The organism is Mycobacterium sp. OAE908 (assembly GCF_017872775.1).
Taxonomy (GTDB): domain Bacteria; phylum Actinomycetota; class Actinomycetes; order Mycobacteriales; family Mycobacteriaceae; genus Mycobacterium.
This window is the reverse complement of the sequence record NZ_JAGGJL010000001.1, coordinates 1-19,000: the sequence shown is the minus strand read 5'-3', so window position 1 is coordinate 19,000 and position 19,000 is coordinate 1. Positions and strand designations below refer to the sequence as shown.

At 65.4% G+C, this 19,000-nt stretch carries 20 protein-coding genes; 18 read left to right on the top strand and 2 right to left on the bottom strand.

The annotated features are described in order from the left end of the window. Both J3E61_RS00100 and rho read left to right on the top strand, forming a co-directional pair. A complete protein-coding gene (locus J3E61_RS00100) occupies window positions 1-945 on the top strand; it encodes a homoserine kinase (RefSeq protein WP_210082164.1) in 945 nt (314 codons plus the stop codon). Between the two features lie 292 nt (window positions 946-1,237). Further along, entirely contained in the window at window positions 1,238-3,148 is a 1,911-nt protein-coding gene (rho, locus tag J3E61_RS00095) for a transcription termination factor Rho (RefSeq protein ID WP_210082163.1), read from the top strand. 7 nt (window positions 3,149-3,155) lie between these two features. On the opposite strand, the gene J3E61_RS00090 is transcribed toward rho, so the two are convergent. Next, the gene (locus tag J3E61_RS00090) at window positions 3,156-3,761 is read right to left on the bottom strand and encodes a TetR family transcriptional regulator (RefSeq protein ID WP_192726524.1); all 606 of its coding nucleotides are present in this window, start codon (window positions 3,759-3,761) and stop codon (window positions 3,156-3,158) included. A 265-nt stretch (window positions 3,762-4,026) separates the two neighbouring features. On the opposite strand from J3E61_RS00090, the gene rpmE reads away from it, so the two are divergent. From rpmE to J3E61_RS00015, 15 genes are all read left to right on the top strand, one after another. Beyond that, on the top strand, window positions 4,027-4,263 hold the full coding sequence (gene rpmE / locus J3E61_RS00085; protein WP_192726523.1) for a 50S ribosomal protein L31: 237 nt from the start codon (window positions 4,027-4,029) through the stop codon (window positions 4,261-4,263). Window positions 4,264-4,350: 87 nt separating this feature from the next. After that, on the top strand, window positions 4,351-5,424 hold the full coding sequence (prfA, locus tag J3E61_RS00080; RefSeq protein WP_210082162.1) for a peptide chain release factor 1: 1,074 nt from the start codon (window positions 4,351-4,353) through the stop codon (window positions 5,422-5,424). Then, the gene (prmC, locus tag J3E61_RS00075; RefSeq protein WP_210082161.1) at window positions 5,421-6,257 is read left to right on the top strand and encodes a peptide chain release factor N(5)-glutamine methyltransferase; all 837 of its coding nucleotides are present in this window, start codon (window positions 5,421-5,423) and stop codon (window positions 6,255-6,257) included. The genes prfA and prmC overlap by 4 nt, the downstream gene beginning before the upstream one ends. An 81-nt stretch (window positions 6,258-6,338) precedes the next feature. Next, window positions 6,339-6,992 carry a threonylcarbamoyl-AMP synthase gene (locus J3E61_RS00070; RefSeq protein WP_210082160.1) on the top strand — a complete coding sequence of 218 codons (654 nt, stop codon included), beginning with the start codon at window positions 6,339-6,341 and terminating at the stop codon, window positions 6,990-6,992. Between the two features lie 7 nt (window positions 6,993-6,999). Then, a complete protein-coding gene (locus tag J3E61_RS00065; protein WP_192726519.1) occupies window positions 7,000-8,211 on the top strand; it encodes an undecaprenyl/decaprenyl-phosphate alpha-N-acetylglucosaminyl 1-phosphate transferase in 1,212 nt (403 codons plus the stop codon). 237 nt (window positions 8,212-8,448) lie between these two features. Next, window positions 8,449-8,898 carry an ATP synthase subunit I gene (locus J3E61_RS00060; protein ID WP_192726518.1) on the top strand — a complete coding sequence of 150 codons (450 nt, stop codon included), beginning with the start codon at window positions 8,449-8,451 and terminating at the stop codon, window positions 8,896-8,898. Continuing rightward, window positions 8,895-9,650, top strand: a complete 756-nt coding sequence (locus tag J3E61_RS00055) for a F0F1 ATP synthase subunit A (protein WP_192726517.1) — start codon at window positions 8,895-8,897, stop codon at window positions 9,648-9,650. The genes J3E61_RS00060 and J3E61_RS00055 overlap by 4 nt, the downstream gene beginning before the upstream one ends. 65 nt (window positions 9,651-9,715) lie before the next feature. Further along, entirely contained in the window at window positions 9,716-9,961 is a 246-nt protein-coding gene (locus J3E61_RS00050) for a F0F1 ATP synthase subunit C (RefSeq protein ID WP_059158422.1), read from the top strand. Between the two features lie 9 nt (window positions 9,962-9,970). Further along, window positions 9,971-10,483, top strand: a complete 513-nt coding sequence (locus tag J3E61_RS00045; protein WP_210082159.1) for a F0F1 ATP synthase subunit B — start codon at window positions 9,971-9,973, stop codon at window positions 10,481-10,483. A gap of 5 nt (window positions 10,484-10,488) precedes the next feature. Beyond that, window positions 10,489-11,826 carry a F0F1 ATP synthase subunit B/delta gene (locus tag J3E61_RS00040; RefSeq protein WP_192726515.1) on the top strand — a complete coding sequence of 446 codons (1,338 nt, stop codon included), beginning with the start codon at window positions 10,489-10,491 and terminating at the stop codon, window positions 11,824-11,826. A 52-nt stretch (window positions 11,827-11,878) separates the two neighbouring features. After that, window positions 11,879-13,525 (top strand): F0F1 ATP synthase subunit alpha, encoded by a 1,647-nt coding sequence (atpA, locus tag J3E61_RS00035; protein WP_192726514.1) that lies wholly within the window; start codon window positions 11,879-11,881, stop codon window positions 13,523-13,525. A 6-nt stretch (window positions 13,526-13,531) separates the two neighbouring features. Next, on the top strand, window positions 13,532-14,458 hold the full coding sequence (locus tag J3E61_RS00030) for a F0F1 ATP synthase subunit gamma (RefSeq protein WP_192726513.1): 927 nt from the start codon (window positions 13,532-13,534) through the stop codon (window positions 14,456-14,458). A gap of 20 nt (window positions 14,459-14,478) precedes the next feature. Then, on the top strand, window positions 14,479-15,984 hold the full coding sequence (atpD, locus tag J3E61_RS00025) for a F0F1 ATP synthase subunit beta (RefSeq protein ID WP_192726512.1): 1,506 nt from the start codon (window positions 14,479-14,481) through the stop codon (window positions 15,982-15,984). A gap of 29 nt (window positions 15,985-16,013) precedes the next feature. After that, the gene (locus tag J3E61_RS00020) at window positions 16,014-16,379 is read left to right on the top strand and encodes a F0F1 ATP synthase subunit epsilon (protein WP_192726511.1); all 366 of its coding nucleotides are present in this window, start codon (window positions 16,014-16,016) and stop codon (window positions 16,377-16,379) included. Between the two features lie 11 nt (window positions 16,380-16,390). Then, complete coding sequence (locus tag J3E61_RS00015) at window positions 16,391-16,837, top strand: DUF2550 family protein (protein ID WP_192726510.1); 447 nt, start codon at window positions 16,391-16,393, stop codon at window positions 16,835-16,837. On the opposite strand, the gene J3E61_RS00010 is transcribed toward J3E61_RS00015, so the two are convergent. Then, a complete protein-coding gene (locus tag J3E61_RS00010) occupies window positions 16,834-17,412 on the bottom strand; it encodes a cob(I)yrinic acid a,c-diamide adenosyltransferase (protein WP_192726509.1) in 579 nt (192 codons plus the stop codon). The two genes, J3E61_RS00015 and J3E61_RS00010, sit on opposite strands and share 4 nt — an antisense overlap. 82 nt (window positions 17,413-17,494) lie before the next feature. Here J3E61_RS00010 and murA point away from each other — a divergent pair, with 82 nt between their 5' ends. Continuing rightward, window positions 17,495-18,748: a UDP-N-acetylglucosamine 1-carboxyvinyltransferase gene (murA, locus tag J3E61_RS00005; protein WP_210082158.1), complete on the top strand. Its 1,254-nt coding sequence runs from the start codon at window positions 17,495-17,497 to the stop codon at window positions 18,746-18,748. Window positions 18,749-19,000 lie beyond the last annotated feature (252 nt).

Here is a 19,000-nt window from a genome sequence, read left to right as displayed (position 1 = left end):
GTGCCAAGGACCCTGCCGGCCGGGCTGACGGCCAGCTCCGTCGTGGCGGCCTCGAGCGCCAACCTCGGACCCGGTTTCGACAGCCTGGGTCTTGCGCTGAGCCTTTACGACGAAATCGTCGTTGAGACAACCGAATCCGGCCTCGCGATCGAGGTCGAAGGCGAGGGCGCCGGCCAGGTTCCACTCGATGCCACGCACTTGGTGGTGCGCGCCATCGAACACGGCCTGCAGGCAGCCGGCGTCACCGCCAAGGGCCTCAAGGTCCTCTGCCGCAACGAGATTCCGCACTCGCGCGGGTTGGGCTCATCGGCCGCGGCCGTGGTCGGCGGCCTCGCTGTGGTCAATGGGCTTGTTGCGCAAGCGGATTCGACTCCACTGAGCGAGTCCGAGTTGATCCAGCTGTCGTCGGAGTTCGAGGGGCATCCGGACAACGCGTCGGCGGCAGTCCTCGGCGGCGCGGTGGTGTCGTGGACCGAGCACGAGGGTGTGTTGCCGCGATATGCGGCCGCCTCGCTGCGGCTGCACCCCGACATCCACCTGTTTCCAGCGATCCCCGAGGTGCGCTCGTCGACGGCGGAGACCCGTGTGCTGCTTCCCGACCACGTCAGCCACACCGACGCCAGGTTCAACCTCAGCCGTGCGGCGCTGCTCGTCCTGGCGCTGACCGAGCGTCCGGATCTGCTGATGGAAGCGACTGAGGACGTGCTGCACCAGCCGCAGCGAGCAGCAGCCATGCCTGCCTCTGCGGAATACTTGCGGATCCTCCGGCGTTGTGGGATTGCAGCGGTGCTATCCGGGGCCGGTCCTGCGGTATTAGCGCTGAGTTCCCAGCCAGAATTGCCTGCAGAGGCCCTGGAGTATGGCGCCGCGAACGGGTTCACCGTCAACAAGATGGCAGTGGGCGAGGGCGTCCGGTGGACGTCCGGCGTGGCCGCCAGGAGCTGACTTTGCGGATCACACGAGTCACATGCGAATCAGCGTGTTTCTTGCTTCCGGCTCCAATGCGGGTTATTCTCGCAGCTGTCCAGCAATCGCAGCGTCTCTGCCTGCGCCGACACTAGGACGACCACTTCCCTTTTAGGTGTTCAATCTTGTGGACTGACGGTTCGCCGCATACCGGCGAATCCCGGCGATCACCGTTGCAGAGGCAATGGTGGGACCTCCGCATTCAGCGCATCAGCTGAATGCCCCGGACCCTCGCGTCGGCTTGACCAGCGGGGGATCAGAAAGGAAATCCGTGACAGAAACGGACCTCTTCACGGCTGGTGGCAGCAGCGAAAGCACTGAGCTGCCGCAAAACCAATCCGTGACTTCAGACATTTCAACCGCCCCGGACACCTCCGGTGCGGACGCGACGAACGGCACCGCGGAAACCGCGCCGACCGCCGACGTCGCGTCGGGCGACCGCCGTGCGGCGCTGTCGACCATGGTGCTGCCCGAACTGCGTGCGCTCGCCAAGGAGATCGGCGTCGAGGGCGCGTCCGGCATGCGCAAGAGCGAGCTCGTCGCCGCCATCAAGGAGCGTCGCGGCGATTCCAACGGTCGCCCGAAGGCCGAAGCTGCCAGCGAGGCCAATGGCACTGCGGCAGCCGACACCGCTACCGAGAGCGCAGCACCTGAGCAGCCCGCCGAGCAGCAGGCCCCGCCGCGGCGCGAGCGTCGTGGCGCCTCGCGTGGCCCGGGTTCACCCGGCGGCGCCGACGACAAAGACGACAAGAAAGACGACAACAAGCAGGAGTCCGCGCAGCAGGACAAGCCCGCCACCGAGGGTGAGAGGGCCCCGAAGCAGGATTCCAAGCCCGACAAGTCCGACAAGTCAGATAAGGCCGACGGGGATCAGCAAGGCGATCAGGGCGGCCAGAACCGCGGCGGCAACGCCGATGACGACGGCGAGGGCCGTGGCGGCCGTCGTGGCCGTCGGTTCCGCGACCGCAGGCGCCGCGAGCGCGGCGGTGAGGGCGGCGGCGGTGGCGACCGCGACACCGAACTGCGTGAGGACGACGTCGTTCAGCCCGTCGCCGGCATCCTCGACGTCCTCGACAACTACGCCTTCGTTCGCACGTCCGGCTACCTGGCAGGGCCGAACGACGTCTACGTGTCGATGAACATGGTGCGCAAGAACGGCCTGCGCCGCGGCGACGCGGTGACCGGTGCCGTGCGCGTGCCGAAGGACGGCGAGCAGCCCAACCAGCGCCAGAAGTTCAACCCGCTGGTTCGGCTCGACACCATCAACGGCAAGCCCATCGAAGAGGCCAAGAAGCGGCCCGACTTCACCAAGCTCACGCCGTTGTATCCCAACGAGCGGCTGCGCCTGGAGACCACCACCGAGAAGCTGACCACCCGCGTGATCGACCTGATCATGCCGGTCGGCAAGGGGCAGCGTGCGTTGATCGTGTCGCCGCCCAAGGCCGGTAAGACCACCATCCTTCAGGACATCGCGAACGCGATCACGAAGAACAACCCGGAATGCCACCTGATGGTGGTGCTCGTCGACGAGCGTCCGGAAGAGGTCACCGACATGCAGCGCTCGGTCAAGGGTGAGGTCATCGCCTCGACCTTCGACCGGCCGCCGTCAGACCACACCCAGGCCGCCGAGCTCGCAATCGAGCGCGCCAAGCGGCTCGTGGAGCAGGGCAAGGACGTCGTCGTGCTGCTCGACTCGATCACCCGCCTCGGCCGCGCGTACAACAACGCGTCGCCTGCGTCCGGCCGGATCCTGTCCGGTGGTGTCGACTCGACGGCGCTGTACCCGCCGAAGCGTTTCCTCGGCGCGGCCCGCAACATCGAAGAGGGCGGCTCGCTGACGATCATCGCCACCGCGATGGTGGAAACCGGTTCGACCGGTGACACGGTGATCTTCGAGGAGTTCAAGGGCACGGGTAACGCCGAGCTCAAGCTCGACCGCAAGATCTCCGAGCGCCGGGTCTTCCCGGCCGTCGACGTCAACCCGTCCGGCACCCGTAAGGACGAGCTGCTGCTGTCGCCGGATGAGTTCGCGATCGTGCACAAGCTGCGTCGCGTGCTCTCAGGTCTCGATCCGCATCAGGCCATCGACCTGCTGATGAGCCAGCTGCGCAAGACCAAGAACAACTACGAGTTCCTGGTGCAGGTCTCCAAGACCGCGCCGGGCTCGATGGACGCCGACTAACTCGAAGTCACACCGCCGGCTCGGCCTGCAAGCCCGGCATGACGTAGCGGCGCATATGTGCCGCCACCGCGTCGGCGTCGCTGGGGTCGAGTTTGTCGCCGGGCACCGTCGCGAGCGAAAGCACAACGCGCGCAATCCATTCCGATGCTTCGGCGATGTCGGTGCGCTCGTGGATCTCACCGCGGTCGCGAGCGGCGATCAGATAGCGCGACCAGAAGTCGGCCAGGTCGGGCACCAACCCCTGCACGCCTGCGCCTGCACACGCCGCGAACTCCTCGGGCTCTTCCATCCGCAGCTTCATCAGCAGCGTGCCGGGATCGTCGTAGGCGCCGCGGGCGCGAGCAATGCCCAAGCCCATCTGGCGATCGAGGCCCTCGATCTGCTCCAGCACCGCATGCGCCTCGGACCAATAGGCGTCGTTGAGGCGCACGATCGCAGCGCCGAGCAGCGTCACCTTGTCGGGAAAATGCCGGTACAGCCAGCCGCGGGAAACCCCGGCGACCTCGGCCACCTCGGACACCGTCGTCGCCCGGATACCCTTCGCGCGAAGACAGACTTCCGCGGCGTCGATCAGCCGATCGCGGACGTTGCGGGCTGCGGTAGCGGTCGTCACCTCAGCATTGTGCCACCGTAGACACTTTTCGGGATGTGTTCACCGCGCAATACCCCCTGCGGCGCGAACGTGGGTTACCGTCACGCTTCAGGGCGCGAAAGCGTGCGGGTAACCCACGTTCGCGCGGAATACCAGGGGCTCGGCAGGCGTTTAGGCTGCTGGTGGTTGAACTGGCATAATGGACCGCCGACCCCTCGGTTCCGGTTCACGCCAAAACCTCCCAATCGGGGAGGGGCGACCCGGGCCACGATTGCAGAGGAAAACCATGAAGACGGGTATTCACCCTGACTACGTCGAGACGACGGTGCACTGTGGCTGCGGCGCGACGTTCACCACGCGCAGCACCAAGAAGAGCGGACAGATCCACGTCGAGGTCTGCTCGCAGTGCCATCCCTTCTACACCGGCAAGCAGAAGATCCTCGACAGCGGCGGCCGCGTGGCCCGCTTCGAGAAGCGCTACGGCAAGCGCAAGGCTGCTGCCGATAAGGCCGACGACAAATAGCTACCTTTCCGACGCCCGATCTGACGCGCATGCGCAGGCCGGGCGTCGGTTTGCGTTTGGCGAAAGGATTCTCCGAAGGAGGGCGACATGACGGACACTGCGCCGGCAATTGAGGCGTTGCTGACCGAGCATGCCGACCTGGAGAAGCAGCTCTCCGATCCGAACCTGCACGCCGACCCCGCGGCCGCCCGCAAGGTGGGCAGGCGCTTCGCGCAGCTCTCGCCGATCGTTTCGACCTATCGCAAGCTGGAAACCGCCCGCGGCGACCTCGAAGCTGCCAAAGAACTCGGCGCCGACGACGAATCGTTCGCCGCCGAGATTCCCGGCCTCGAGTCGACCGTCGAAGAGCTGGACCGACACCTGACCGACCTGCTGGCCCCCCGCGATCCGCACGACTCCGATGACATCGTGCTCGAGGTGAAGTCGGGGGAGGGCGGCGAGGAGTCCGCGTTGTTCGCCGCCGACCTCGCCCGTATGTACATCCGTTATGCCGAGCGGCACAACTGGACCGTCACCGTGCTCGACGAGACCACCTCGGACCTCGGCGGCTACAAGGACGCGACGCTGTCGATCCGAAGCAAGGGCGATTCCGCCGACGGTGTCTGGTCGCGGCTGAAGTTCGAAGGCGGTGTGCACCGCGTGCAGCGGGTACCGGTCACCGAGTCGCAAGGCCGTGTGCACACGTCTGCCGCGGGCGTGCTGGTCTACCCCGAACCCGAAGAGGTCGAGGAAGTTCAGATCGACGAGTCCGATCTGCGCATCGACGTCTACCGGTCCTCGGGCAAGGGTGGTCAGGGCGTCAATACCACAGACTCTGCGGTTCGCATCACGCACCTACCCACCGGCATCGTCGTCACCTGCCAGAACGAACGCAGCCAGCTGCAGAACAAGGCCCGCGCCATGCAGGTGCTCGCCGCGCGGCTGCAGGCGCTGGCCGAGGAGCAGGCGCAGGCCGACGCGTCCGCCGACCGCGCCAGCCAGATCCGCACCGTCGACCGCAGCGAGCGCATCCGCACGTACAACTTCCCGGAGAACCGGATCGCCGATCACCGCATCAATTTCAAGGCGCACAACCTCGATCAGGTTCTCGACGGTGACCTCGACCCGTTGTTCGACGCGCTGGCCGCCGCCGACAAGCAAGCCAGGCTGCAACAGGCATGACCCTGCGCCAGGTGATCGACGCCGCCGAAGCGGCGCTGACCGAGGCGGGCGTCGGCTCACCCCGCACCGATGCCGAACTGCTGGCTGCATACGTGGCAGGCATCGACCGAGGCCGGCTGGCATTCACCGACGCCGGACCTGACTTTCAAGAGCGCTACGACGGGCTGGTCGCCCAGCGTGCCAAGCGAATTCCGCTGCAACACCTCATCGGCACCGCGGCGTTCGGACCGGTCACGGTGCATGTCGGCCCCGGGGTGTTCATCCCGCGGCCCGAGACGGAATCACTGCTGGAATGGGCTGCCGGGCAACAGCTTTCGGCTTCACCGATGGTCGTCGACCTCTGCACCGGCTCGGGTGCGCTGGCGCTGGCACTGTCAAGGGCATGGCCCGACGCCCGCGTCATCGCCGTCGACGACTCCGACGACGCGCTCGCGTATGCGCGACGCAACACCACCGGGACGGCGGTTGAACTGATCCTCGCCGACGTCACCGCGCCGGGCCTGCTCGCAGACCTCGACGGCCAAGCGGACCTGATCGTTGCCAATCCGCCCTACATTCCCGACCATGCGGACCTGGAACCCGAAGTGGCCGAACACGATCCGGCGCACGCACTGTTCGGCGGTCCCGACGGCATGGCTGTCATCAACAGCATCGTCGACCACGCCGCGCGCCTGTTGCGCGACGGCGGGGTCTGCGCGGTCGAACACGACGACACCACCTCGGTCCGCACCGTCGAAGCGTTCACCCGGACAGGCCAATTCGCCGATGTCACCGCGCGACACGACTTGACCGGCCGGCCGCGGTTCGTCACCGCTAGACGCGTGAGAGGCTGACAACGTGACCGACCGAAGGCGACCGCGAGTGAGGATCGCAGCGAGGTACGAGCGAGGACCGGAGCGAGCGGGGAGTCGAGCATGACCGAACTGTTCGACTGCAGCGACCCCGCCCAGCGTGCGACCGGCATCGCCTCGGCGATCAGCGCGCTCAAGGGCGGTCGACTCGTCGTCATGCCCACCGACACCGTCTACGGCATCGGTGCGGACGCCTTCGACAACGACGCCGTCGCCGCCTTGCTCTCGGCGAAGGGACGCGGCCGCGATATGCCGGTCCCGGTGCTGGTCGGTTCGTGGCACACAATCGACGGCTTGGTCTACTCGGTGCCCAACAGTGCGCGCGAACTCATTCAGGCGTTCTGGCCGGGCGCGCTGAGTCTGGTGGTGCGCCAGGCCCCGTCGCTGCAGTGGGATCTCGGCGATGCGCACGGCACGGTGATGCTGCGCATGCCGAACCATCCCATCGCGATCGAACTGCTGCGTGAGGTCGGGCCGATGGCCGTGTCGAGTGCGAACATCTCCGGGCGCCCCGCGGCGGTCACCGCCAAGCAGGCGCGCGATCAACTCGGCGAACTCGTCGAGGTGTATCTCGACGGTGGAGTCGCCGAAGAGCAGGCAGCGTCGACGATCGTCGACCTCACCGGCGCGCATCCACGCGTGCTGAGACAAGGCCCCGTCACGCTCGAGGCCATCGCGAAGGTGCTCGGCGTGGAACCCGAGTCGCTCACGGATTGATCTCAGCGTGCAGCAGTACGGTGCGACGGTGGTCTATGCCGCGGAAAGCTTGCTCGCGCTCAACGATCGCGGCGCCGGTGTGCCGCTGCGTGAGCTCGCCCTCGTCGGGCTGACTGCCGCGATCATCACCTACTTCGCGACGGGGTGGGTGCGGGTGTTGGCACGTCGGCTGGGCGCAGTCGCCTATCCACGCGAACGCGACGTGCATCTGCAACCGATCCCGCGGATGGGCGGGCTGGCGATGTACATCGGCGTGGTCGCAGCGGTGTTGTTGGCCTCGCAACTTCCGGCGCTCACTCGCGGTTTCGTCTACTCGTCCGGCATGCCCGCGGTCGTGGTGGCCGGGGGACTGATCATGTTCATCGGGCTGATCGACGACCGCTGGGGTCTGGACGCGTTGACCAAGTTCGCCGGCCAGATAACCGCGGCCAGCGTGCTCGTCACGATGGGCGTCGCGTGGAGCGTGCTGTACATCCCGATCGGCGGCGTCGGCACCATCGTGTTGGACCAGGTGTCGTCGATCCTGCTGACGCTGGCCCTGACCGTCGCGATCGTCAACGCGATGAACTTCGTCGACGGCCTCGACGGGTTGGCCGCGGGTCTCGGGCTGATCACCGCGTCGGCGATCTGCATCTTCTCGGTGGGCCTGCTGCGTGATCACGGCGGCGACGTCCTGTTCTACCCGCCTGCGGTCATCTCGGTCGTGCTGGCCGGCGCGTGCCTCGGCTTCCTGCCGCACAACTTTCACCCGGCAAAGATCTTCATGGGCGACTCCGGCTCGATGCTGATCGGGCTGATGCTTGCCGCGGCCTCCACGACCGCGGCGGGGCCGATCTCGCAGACCGCATACGGCGCCCGCGACGTGTTCGCTCTGCTGTCGCCGTTCCTGTTGGTGGTTGCGGTGATGTTCGTGCCCGCGCTCGACATGCTGCTGGCCGTCATCCGCCGGACGCGCGCCGGTGTGCACTTCTCGACGCCGGACAAGATGCATCTGCACCACAGGTTGCTGCAGATCGGTCACTCGCACCGGCGAGTGGTGCTGCTCGTCTATCTGTGGGTCGGCATCATCGCGCTGGGCGCGGCGAGCACGATCTTCTTCGATCCCCGCTACACCGGAGCCGTCATGCTGGCAGCGATTCTGGTCGCGATCGTGGTGACCCTGATTCCGCTTCTGCGGCGTCGCGAAGACCCCGTCGGGGAAATGTACGACGAAAAGTAGTAGGCCCTCTTATCTGCCCTTAACCATGTGTTAGGGTTCGATTAGAACCCGAAAAAACCTCGCGGGTTGCCGGCCTCCAGACCAACGGTTTGCCGCCGATTGGAACGGAACAACGACCGACAAAGGGAGCTGCCCCGTGGGTGATTCCAGCGAGCCCGTCGCCCTCCGATACGCTCGTGGCGCGAATCACAGGATCATCGGGACAGCAACTCGTGACCGCGGGATTGAGGTGAAGCAGTGACGACGCCAGCGCAAGACGCGCCGTTGGTGTTTCCGTCCGTTGCTTTCAGGCCGCTGCGCCTGTTTGCAGTGTGTGTCGCGCTGACCGGTCTGGTGATGCTCGCCGCCGGACTTCTCGGCCACGTCATGGTCGGTGTCTTCTTCGGCATCGGCCTCGGACTGGGTTTGCTCAATGCGGTGCTCGTGCAGCGGTCGGTGGAATCGATCACCGCCGAGGCGCACCCGCTCAAACGCAAGATGGCGTTGAACTCCGCCACCCGGCTGTTGGTGATGACGGTGATCGGCCTGACGATCGCCTTCCTCTTCCGGCCGCAGGGGCTTGGCGTCGTATTCGGAATGGCCCTCTTCCAGGTGGTGCTGGTCCTCGCGACCGCGCTGCCCGTGATGAAGAAGATCAAGGCCGGTGCCGCTGATGAAGGACTCGAAGGGGAGGCCACGCAGCAATGACCCAGACGTACCAAGCCGAGGGCGCGATCGAGGTCGGCCACCACACGGAGGCCAACTGGTTCGGGCTGACGGTCAACACGGACACCGTGCTGGCGACGGCCATCGCCGCGGTGATCGTGCTCGCGCTGGCATTTTTCTTGAAGGCCAAGGTCACATCGACCGGCGTTCCTGGTGGCGTGCAGCTGTTCTGGGAAGCCATCACGGTTCAGGTGCGCGACCAGATCGAGGGTGCGATCGGCATGAAGATCGCGCCGTTCGTGCTACCGCTCGCGGTGACGCTGTTCGTGTTCATCCTGATCGCCAACTGGCTCTCGGTGATCCCGGTGCAGTACACCGACGAGCATGGCGCCATTCACGAGCTACTGAAGCCGCCGGCATCGGACATCAACTTCGTGCTGGCGCTCGCGCTGTTCGTCTTCATCTGCTACCACGCGGCGGGCATCTGGCGCCGCGGCATCATCGGCCACCCGGTCAAGCTGCTCAAGGGACACGTCACGCTGCTGGCGCCGATCAACCTCGTCGAGGAGCTGGCCAAGCCGATCTCGTTGTCGCTGCGACTGTTTGGCAACATCTTCGCGGGCGGCATCCTGGTCGCGCTGATCGCGCTGTTCCCGCCGTACATCCTGTGGCTGCCGAACGCGATCTGGAAGAGCTTCGACCTGTTCGTCGGTGCGATCCAGGCGTTCATCTTCGCGCTGCTGACCATCTTGTACTTCAGCCAATCGATGGAACTCGAAGAGGACCATCACTAGCCGACCCGAATATGCAGGACCCACAACCTGGTAGGACCACTGCCAGTTATCAAGGAGGATAAGGAATGGATCCCACAATCGCTGCCGGCGCGCTTATCGGCGGTGGACTGATCATGGCGGGCGGCGCAATCGGCGCCGGTATCGGTGACGGTATTGCGGGTAACGCGCTGATCGCCGGTATCGCCCGTCAGCCGGAGGCCCAAGGCCGACTGTTCACGCCGTTCTTCATCACGGTTGGTCTGGTCGAGGCGGCCTACTTCATCAACTTGGCGTTCATGGCCCTGTTCGTGTTCGCCACGCCGGTCAAGTAGTTCTGCGGCATGGCTGACCCGAACGTCGTCCTTTTGGCGGCTGAGGAAGGCGGGGGAGGTACCAGCAACTTCCTCATCCCCAACGGCACTTTCTTCGTCGTGCTGTTCATCTTCTTGATCGTGCTCGGCGTGATCGGCAAGTGGGTAGTCCCGCCTGTCTCCAAGGTGCTGAACGAACGCGACGCGATGGTGAAGAAGACCGTTGAGGACAGCCGCAAGGCAGCAGACCAGTTCACCGCGGCCGACGACGACTATCGGTCCGAGATGGGCAAGGCGCGCGGCGAGGCCTCGAAACTTCGTGACGGGGCGCGCGCCGAAGGTCGAAAGGTCTTGGAGGACATGCGGAGCCGGGCCTCGGATGAGGTGTCGTCGACGCTGCAGGAGGCTGACTCGGAGCTGAAGGATCAAGCCCTCGCGATCCAGGCGGACCTCCGGTCGTCGGTCGACACGTTGTCCACGACCTTGGCCAGCCGGGTGCTCGGCGTCGAAATCAACGCGGCCACAACGGCCTCGGGACGGTAAGGCAAATGTCGACATTCATCGGTCAGCTCGTCGGGTTCGCGGTCATCGTGTTCCTGGTGGTGCGCTACGTCGTCCCGCCGGTGCGTCGAATGATGACCAACCAGCAGGAGACCGTGCGCAAGCAGCTCGAGGACAGCGCTGAGGCCAAGAAGCGGTTGGGCGAGGCCGAGAAGGCGCACGAGAAGGCGCTCGAACGGGCCAAGGCAGAGGCCAAGCAGGTGACCGAGGAGGCGCGGGTCGACGCCGAACGCATCGTCGAGCAGCTGCACGCCCAGGCCGACGCCGAGGTTGAGCGGATCAAAGTGCAAGGCGCGCAGCAGGTTCAGCTGTTGCGTGCCCAGCTGGTTCGTCAGCTTCGTGGTGACCTCGGAGCCGAGGCGGTTCGTCGCGCAACCGAGTTGGTCAAGGACCACGTCTCGGATGCCGATGCCCAGTCGGCCACCGTCGACCGATTCATCGACGAACTCGATGCGATGGCGCCGTCCGACACGGTGATCGAAGACCGCGCGACGGCACGGCTGCGCTCGGCGAGCAGGGAGTCGCTGGCGGCACTGGTCAACAAGTTCGACGAGTTGACGGCCGACCTTGGCGCCGATCAATTGTCCTCGGTGGCCGACGATTTGGCGTCCGTCGCCAAGCTGCTGGCGAGCGAGCCGATCCTGACTCGTCATCTCGCGGACCCGGCCGACAACCCGTCGGCCAAGCTCGGCCTCGTCGACACGTTGCTCGACGGCAAGATCGGCGACACGGCGCTGGAGATCTTCAAGGCCGCGGTGTCCGGACGCTGGTCGTCGGACGCGAACCTGGTCGACGCTGTCGAGCACGTCGCGCGGTTGGCACTGCTGGTGCGTGCCGAGCGTGAAGACGTTGCCGGCGACGTCGAAGAGCAACTCTTCCGGTTCAACCGGATTCTCGACGGGCAGCCACAGCTGAGCACGCTGCTCAGCGACTACAGCGCGCCTGCCGAGGGTCGTATCAAGCTGCTGAAAGACGTGCTGCCCCGCGGCTCCAGCGTGAACAAGACGACTGCTCAACTGCTTTCGCAGACCATCGAGTTGCTCCGTGGCGAACGCGCCGACGAGGCGGTCCTCGATCTCGCCGAGCTTGCGGTGGCCCGTCGAGGCGAGGTGGTGGCTCACGTCAGCGCCGCGGCGAGCCTCAGCGACGACCAGCGCACGCGCCTGACAGAGGTACTGACCCGCATCTACGGGCATCCGGTTTCGGTGCAGCTGCACATCAACCCCGACCTGTTGGGCGGGCTGAACATCACCGTCGGCGACGAGGTGATCGACGGCACGCTCTCATCGAAACTGGCGGCCGCCCAGACCAAGCTGCCCGACTGACAGACAACGACCGACAAGACCCCACACCGTAAGAGCAGGAAGACGAAAACCCATGGCAGAGTTGACCATCTCCGCTGACGACATTCAGGGTGCGATCGAGGACTACGTCTCGAGTTTCACCGCCGACACCGCGCGCGAGGAGATCGGTACGGTCATCGATGCGGGCGACGGTATTGCCCACGTCGAGGGTCTGCCCTCCGTGATGACGCAGGAGCTGCTGGAGTTCCCCGGCGGCGTGCTTGGCGTGGCGCTCAACCTCGACGAGCACAGCGTCGGCGCCGTTATCCTCGGCGACTTCGAGAAGATCGAAGAGGGCCAGCAGGTCAAGCGCACCGGCGAGGTGCTCTCGGTGCCCGTGGGTGACGAGTTCCTCGGTCGCGTGGTCAACCCGCTCGGCCAGCCGATCGACGGTAAGGGAGACATCGAGCCCGAAACCCGTCGCGCGCTTGAGATTCAGGCACCGTCGGTGGTGCAGCGCCAGGGCGTGAGCGAGCCGCTGCAGACCGGTATCAAGGCCATCGACGCGATGACCCCGATCGGTCGCGGCCAGCGCCAGCTGATCATCGGTGACCGCAAGACCGGTAAGACCGCGGTCTGCGTGGACACCATCCTCAACCAGCGGCAGAACTGGGAGTCGGGCGACGAGAAGAAGCAGGTGCGCTGCGTCTACGTCGCGATCGGCCAGAAGGGCACCACGATCGCCTCGGTCGCCCGCGCCCTGGAAGAGGGCGGCGCGATGGAGTACACCACCATCGTCGCGGCGCCCGCATCGGACTCCGCCGGCTTCAAATGGCTTGCGCCGTATACCGGTTCGGCCATCGCCCAGCACTGGATGTACAACGGCAAGCACGTGCTGATCGTGTTCGACGACCTGTCCAAGCAGGCCGAGGCGTACCGCGCGATCTCGCTGCTGCTGCGCCGCCCGCCGGGCCGCGAGGCCTACCCGGGTGACGTGTTCTACCTGCACTCGCGGCTGCTCGAGCGTTGCGCGAAGCTCTCCGATGAGCTGGGCGGCGGCTCGCTGACCGGACTGCCGATCATCGAGACCAAGGCCAACGACATCTCGGCCTACATCCCGACGAACGTCATCTCGATCACCGACGGCCAGTGCTTCCTGGAGTCCGACCTGTTCAACCAGGGTGTGCGGCCGGCCATCAACGTCGGCGTCTCGGTGTCCCGCGTCGGTGGCGCCGCACAGATCAAGGCGATGAAAGAGGTAGCGGGAAGTCTCCGCCTCGACCTGTCGCAGTACCGCGAACTGGAATCGTTCGCCGCGTTCGCCTCGGACCTCGACGCCACGTCGAAGGCTCAGCTGGAGCGAGGCGCCCGGCTGGTGGAGCTGCTCAAGCAGCCGCAGTACCAACCGCTGGCCGTCGAGGAGCAGGTCGTGTCGATCTTCCTCGGTACCGAGGGCCATCTCGACTCGGTCCCGGTCGAAGACGTCGGCCGGTTCGAGGCCGAGCTCCTCGACCACGTGCGGGCCTCGGAGGGCGAGATCCTCACGCAGATTCGGGAATCGGGCAAGCTCGGTGATGAACTCAGCGAGAAGCTCGTCGAGGTCATCAACCAGTTCAAGAAGGGCTTCGCCGCCTCCGACGGCAGCTCGGTCGTTCCCGATGAGCACGTCGAGGCACTGGACGAAGCCGACCTCGAAAAGGAATCGGTGAAGGTCCGCAAGCCGGCGCCGAAGAAGAAGTAAGCAACCATGGCAGCCACACTTCGCGAATTGCGCGGGCGCATCCGCTCGGCCGGGTCGATCAAGAAGATCACCAAGGCTCAGGAGCTGATTGCTACCTCGCGTATCGGTAGGGCGCAGAACCGCCTTCAGGCGGCGCGGCCGTACGCTTTCGAGATCACCGCGATGCTGACCAACCTTGGCAATGAGGCGGCGCTCGATCATCCGTTGCTGGTCGAGCGGGAAGATCCGAAACGGGCAGGCGTGCTGGTGGTTTCGTCGGACCGCGGGCTCTGTGGCGGGTACAACTCGAACGTGTTCCGGCGCGCCGAGGAGCTGTTCTCGCTGATCCGGCAGGAGGGCAAGACGCCGATCGTCTACACCGTCGGGCGAAAGGCGTTGAACTACTACACGTTCCGCAACTGGAAGATCACCGACTCGTGGAACGGGTTCTCCGAGCAGCCCACGTATGAGAACGCTCAGGAGATCGCTTCGACGTTGGTCGACGCGTTCATGGCGGGCGCCGACGACCACGGCGACGACCCGGGGCCCGACGGCATCCTGGGACTCGACGAGCTGCACATCGTCTCCACCGAGTTCAAGTCGATGATGTCGCAGAACGCGGTCGCGCATCGCATCGCGCCGATGGTGGTGGAGTACGTCGAAGAGGACTCGGGCCCTCGCACGCTGTACTCGTTCGAGCCGGACGCGACAACGCTTTTCGACGCGTTGCTGCCGCGGTACCTGGCCACGCGCGTGTACGCCGCGCTGCTCGAGTCGGCGGCGTCGGAGCTGGCGTCGCGTCAGCGGGCGATGAAGTCGGCGACGGACAACGCCGACGACCTCATCAAAGAGTTGACCTTGATGGCCAACCGGGAGCGCCAAGCCAACATCACCCAAGAAATCAGCGAGATCGTCGGTGGTGCTAACGCGCTGGCCGACGCCGCCGGACGTTAGCCCATTAGAGAGAAGAAGAGATGACTGCTACCGCCGAAAAGCCAGCCAAGGCAAAGAAAAAGGACAGCAACGGACGCGTGGTGCGGGTGACCGGCCCCGTGGTGGACGTCGAGTTCCCGCGCGGCTCGGTGCCTGAACTGTTCAACGCGCTGCACGCCGAGGTCACCTTCGAGGAGCTCGCCAAGACGTTGACCCTCGAGGTGGCACAGCACCTCGGTGACAACCTGGTGCGTTGCATTTCGCTGCAGCCGACCGACGGCCTGGTCCGCGGTGTCGACGTCGTCGACACCGGCGCTTCTATCTCGGTGCCCGTCGGTGACGGCGTGAAGGGCCACGTGTGGAACGCGCTTGGCGCCTGCCTTGACGACACGGAGTACGGAAAAGACTTCGATCGCTGGGAGATTCACCGCAAGCCTCCGGCCTTCAGTGAGCTCGAGCCCCGCACCGAGATGTTGGAGACCGGCCTCAAGGTCGTCGACCTGCTGACGCCGTATGTGCGTGGCGGCAAGATCGCCCTGTTCGGCGGCGCCGGCGTGGGTAAGACCGTGTTGATCCAGGAGATGATCAACCGTATTGCCCGCAACTTCGGCGGCACTTCGGTTTTCGCCGGTGTGGGTGAGCGCACCCGTGAGGGCAACGACCTGTGGGTCGAGCTCGCTGACGCCGACGTGCTTAAGGACACCGCGCTGGTGTTCGGTCAGATGGACGAGCCGCCCGGCACGCGTATGCGCGTCGCGCTGTCCGCGCTGACCATGGCGGAGTTCTTCCGTGATGAACAGCAACAGGACGTGCTGCTGTTCATCGACAACATCTTCCGGTTCACCCAGGCCGGTTCGGAGGTGTCCACGCTGCTCGGCCGTATGCCGTCCGCCGTGGGTTACCAGCCGACGCTGGCCGACGAGATGGGCGAGCTGCAGGAGCGCATCACCTCGACGCGTGGTCGCTCCATCACCTCGATGCAGGCCGTGTACGTGCCCGCCGACGACTACACCGACCCGGCGCCGGCGACCACGTTCGCGCACCTGGATGCCACGACGGAGTTGTCCCGCGCGGTGTTCTCGAAGGGCATCTTCCCGGCGGTGGACCCGCTGGCGTCCAGCTCGACGATCCTCGACCCCTCGGTCGTCGGCGACGAGCACTACCGCGTGGCGCAGGAAGTCATCCGAATCCTGCAGCGCTACAAGGACCTCCAGGACATCATCGCGATCCTCGGTATCGACGAGCTGTCCGAAGAGGACAAGCAGCTGGTGCAGCGCGCCCGTCGCATCGAGCGCTTCCTGAGCCAGAACATGATGGCGGCCGAGCAGTTCACCGGCCAGCCCGGCTCGACGGTTCCGGTCAAGGAGACCATCGAGGCGTTCGACCGACTCACCAAGGGTGAATTCGACCACGTCCCCGAGCAGGCGTTCTTCCTGATCGGTGGTCTGGACGACTTGGCGAAGAAGGCCAAGGGCTTTGGTGTGGAGCTCGAGGGTGGCGGCAACGGCTCCTCGAAGTCGGACGAGGACGAGAAGAAGGATGCCTAGCTCCTGCCCACACCGAAAGGTGATGTGAGATGGCCGAACTGAACATCGACATCGTCGCGGTCGATCGCAAGATCTGGTCGGGCCAGGGCACCTTCCTGTTCACTCGCACCACCTCGGGAGAGATCGGCATTCTGCCCAACCACATCCCGTTGGTCGCGCAGTTGGTCGACGACGCGATGGTGCGGGTCGAGCGTGAAGGCGAAGACGACTTGCGCATCGCTGTCGACGGGGGCTTCCTGTCTGTCACCGAGCAGGCCGTGACCGTTCTCGCCGAGAGCGCTGAATTCGATTCGGAGATCGACGAAGCCGCCGCGCAGCGTGATGCCGAATCCGACGATCCCGCAACTGCTGCCAAGGGCCGCGCGAGACTTCGCGCCCTGGGCCAGATCGACTAGAGGTCCCGCCGATGAGCGCGTCCATGCTGTTGATGGTCGCGCTGATCGGTGTACTGCTCTGCGTCTCGATCGCACTCAGTTACCGGTTGTGGAAGCTGCGCCAGGTGGGCGGGACGGCCGCGATCCTGCGTGACGTTCCGGCCGTCGGCGGTCATGGCTGGCGGCACGGTGTAATGCGTTACCGGGGTGGGGAAGCCGGCTTCTATCGGCTGTCCAGCCTGCGGTGGTGGCCCGATCGAACACTCAGTCGTCGCGGGCTGGAGATCGTGTCGCGCCGATCGCCTCGCGGCGACGAATTCGACATCATGACCGAAGAGATCGTCGTACTGGAACTGCGCGACACGGATCCCGAACGTCGCCGCGGCTACGAAGTGGCGCTGGATCGCGGTGCGCTGACCGCGTTCCTGTCGTGGCTGGAGTCGCGTCCGTCACCACGGGCACGGCGCCGTACGTTCTAATCTGTTGCGGGACCGCCCGGTTGCCAAAGCACGTCACCGTCCGGATTGGCGACCCGCGACAGAATGAACAGCAGATCCGACAGCCGGTTGAGGTACTTGGCGGGCAGCACACTGATCGAGTCTGTATGCGTGTCGACCGCCTGCCAGGCCGACCGCTCGGCGCGGCGGGCCACCGTGCGTGCCACATGCAGCAACGCCGAAAGCGGTGTACCGCCCGGCAGCACAAACGAATTCAACGCCGGCAGCGGTTCGTTGAACTCGTCGCACCACGATTCCAGTCGGTCGATGTAGCTCTGCGAGATTCGCAGCGGCGGGTGTTCGGGGTTCTCCACCACCGGAGTCGATAGGTCAGCGCCCGCATCGAAGAGGTCGTTCTGAATCTGCCGCAGCACCTTGCGAATTTGCTCACTGGGGTTACCCAACGCAACCGCCACGCCGATCGCGGCATTGGTCTCGTCGCAATCTGCGTACGCGGCCAGTCGCGCGTCATTCTTTGAGACCCTGCTGAAGTCACTCAGGCCGGTGGTGCCGTCATCGCCGGTCCGGGTATATATGCGGGTCAGGTGAACTGCCATGGTCAAACCGTACCGGGCACGGTGGCTCGCACAATGGTCGGGAATCTGACACCGTCGGGTGCCGCTGTTTACACTAAGCCGCGTGAGCGAGCGATTCGTGGTGACCGGTGGAAACCGGTTATCGGGCGAAGTTGCTGTCGGGGGCGCCAAGAACAGTGTCCTGAAACTGATGGCCGCAACGCTGCTTGCCGAGGGAACAAGCACCATCACCAATTGCCCGGACATCTTGGACGTGCCGCTGATGGCGGAGGTGCTGCGCGGTCTGGGTGCGACAGTCGAGCTTGACGGTGACACCGTTCGGATCACCTCGCCCGACGAACCCAAATATGACGCGGACTTCGCGGCGGTCCGGCAGTTCCGCGCGTCGGTCTGTGTTCTCGGCCCCTTGGTCGGACGGTGCAAGCGGGCCAAAGTCGCGCTGCCGGGCGGCGACGCCATCGGGTCGCGGCCGTTGGATATGCACCAGGCCGGTCTGCGGCAGCTGGGTGCGCGGTGCAATATCGAGCACGGCTGTGTCGTGGCCGAGGCGGAGCACCTGCGAGGCGCGGAGATTCAGCTGGAGTTCCCCTCGGTGGGTGCGACGGAGAACATTCTGATGGCGGCGGTCGTCGCCGAGGGCGTCACGACGATCCACAACGCCGCGCGCGAGCCAGACGTCGTCGACCTGTGCACGATGCTCAACCAGATGGGCGCCCAGATCTCGGGTGCGGGAACGCCGACGATGACCATCACCGGAGTCGAGCGGCTGTATCCCACCGAGCACCGGGTCATCGGCGACCGCATCGTGGCCGCCACGTGGGGTATCGCCGCCGCGATGACTCGTGGGGACATCTCGGTGACGGGCGTCGACCCGCAGCACCTTCAATTGGTGCTGCACAAGTTGCACGACGCCGGCGCCACCGTGACGCAGACCGACGACGGGTTTCGCGTGGTGCAGTACGAGCGGCCGAAGGCGGTCAACGTCGCAACGCTGCCGTTCCCTGGTTTCCCGACGGATCTGCAGCCGATGGCGATCGGCCTGGCCTCGATCGCCGATGGCACGTCGATGATCACCGAGAACGTGTTCGAGGCGCGGTTCCGTTTCGTCGAGGAGATGATCCGGTTGGGCGCCGATGCCCGGACCGATGGCCACCACGCGGTGGTCCGGGGCATCCCGCAGTTGTCCAGCGCACCGGTCTGGTCGTCCGATATTCGGGCCGGTGCCGGCCTGGTGCTCGCGGGGCTGGTCGCCGATGGTGACACCGAGGTCCACGACGTCTTCCACATCGATCGCGGCTACCCGCTGTTCGTCGAGCAACTGGTGAGTCTCGGCGCGGAAATCGACCGAGTGGTCTGAATCTCGCTCCCTGAGACGGCCGGTAGGCCCGTTTTGGGGTTGGTGGGACAAAGGCGTATTGTTTATCGAGAAGCCAACGGCCCCAGGGCATTAGGACTGGAGGACGGGGTTTGACGTCTCTGTCCACGTGGAGTACAGTGGCAGGGTTGCCTGCAGCGCGGGTGTGTTGTTTGAGAACTCAATAGTGTGTTTGGTGGTTTTTGTTTGTTGTTGTTTTTGCCGCCCTTCTTTTCCCGTTTGGGGGGTGGTTTT

Excerpts from the sequence above, each read along its gene's own strand:
- J3E61_RS00050 (WP_059158422.1), top strand. The coding sequence starts at position 9,716 with ATGGATCCCACAATCGCTGCCGGCGCGCTTATCGGCGGTGGACTGATC.
- rpmE (WP_192726523.1), top strand. The coding sequence starts at position 4,027 with ATGAAGACGGGTATTCACCCTGACTACGTCGAGACGACGGTGCACTGT.
- prfA (WP_210082162.1), top strand. The coding sequence starts at position 4,351 with ATGACGGACACTGCGCCGGCAATTGAGGCGTTGCTGACCGAGCATGCC.
- J3E61_RS00055 (WP_192726517.1), top strand. The coding sequence starts at position 8,895 with ATGACCCAGACGTACCAAGCCGAGGGCGCGATCGAGGTCGGCCACCAC.
- J3E61_RS00015 (WP_192726510.1), top strand. The coding sequence starts at position 16,391 with ATGAGCGCGTCCATGCTGTTGATGGTCGCGCTGATCGGTGTACTGCTC.
- J3E61_RS00020 (WP_192726511.1), top strand. The coding sequence starts at position 16,014 with ATGGCCGAACTGAACATCGACATCGTCGCGGTCGATCGCAAGATCTGG.
- J3E61_RS00045 (WP_210082159.1), top strand. The coding sequence starts at position 9,971 with ATGGCTGACCCGAACGTCGTCCTTTTGGCGGCTGAGGAAGGCGGGGGA.
- J3E61_RS00040 (WP_192726515.1), top strand. The coding sequence starts at position 10,489 with ATGTCGACATTCATCGGTCAGCTCGTCGGGTTCGCGGTCATCGTGTTC.
- J3E61_RS00010 (WP_192726509.1), bottom strand. The coding sequence starts at position 17,412 with ATGGCAGTTCACCTGACCCGCATATATACCCGGACCGGCGATGACGGC.
- J3E61_RS00030 (WP_192726513.1), top strand. The coding sequence starts at position 13,532 with ATGGCAGCCACACTTCGCGAATTGCGCGGGCGCATCCGCTCGGCCGGG.
- prmC (WP_210082161.1), top strand. The coding sequence starts at position 5,421 with ATGACCCTGCGCCAGGTGATCGACGCCGCCGAAGCGGCGCTGACCGAG.
- J3E61_RS00070 (WP_210082160.1), top strand. The coding sequence starts at position 6,339 with ATGACCGAACTGTTCGACTGCAGCGACCCCGCCCAGCGTGCGACCGGC.
- atpD (WP_192726512.1), top strand. The coding sequence starts at position 14,479 with ATGACTGCTACCGCCGAAAAGCCAGCCAAGGCAAAGAAAAAGGACAGC.
- atpA (WP_192726514.1), top strand. The coding sequence starts at position 11,879 with ATGGCAGAGTTGACCATCTCCGCTGACGACATTCAGGGTGCGATCGAG.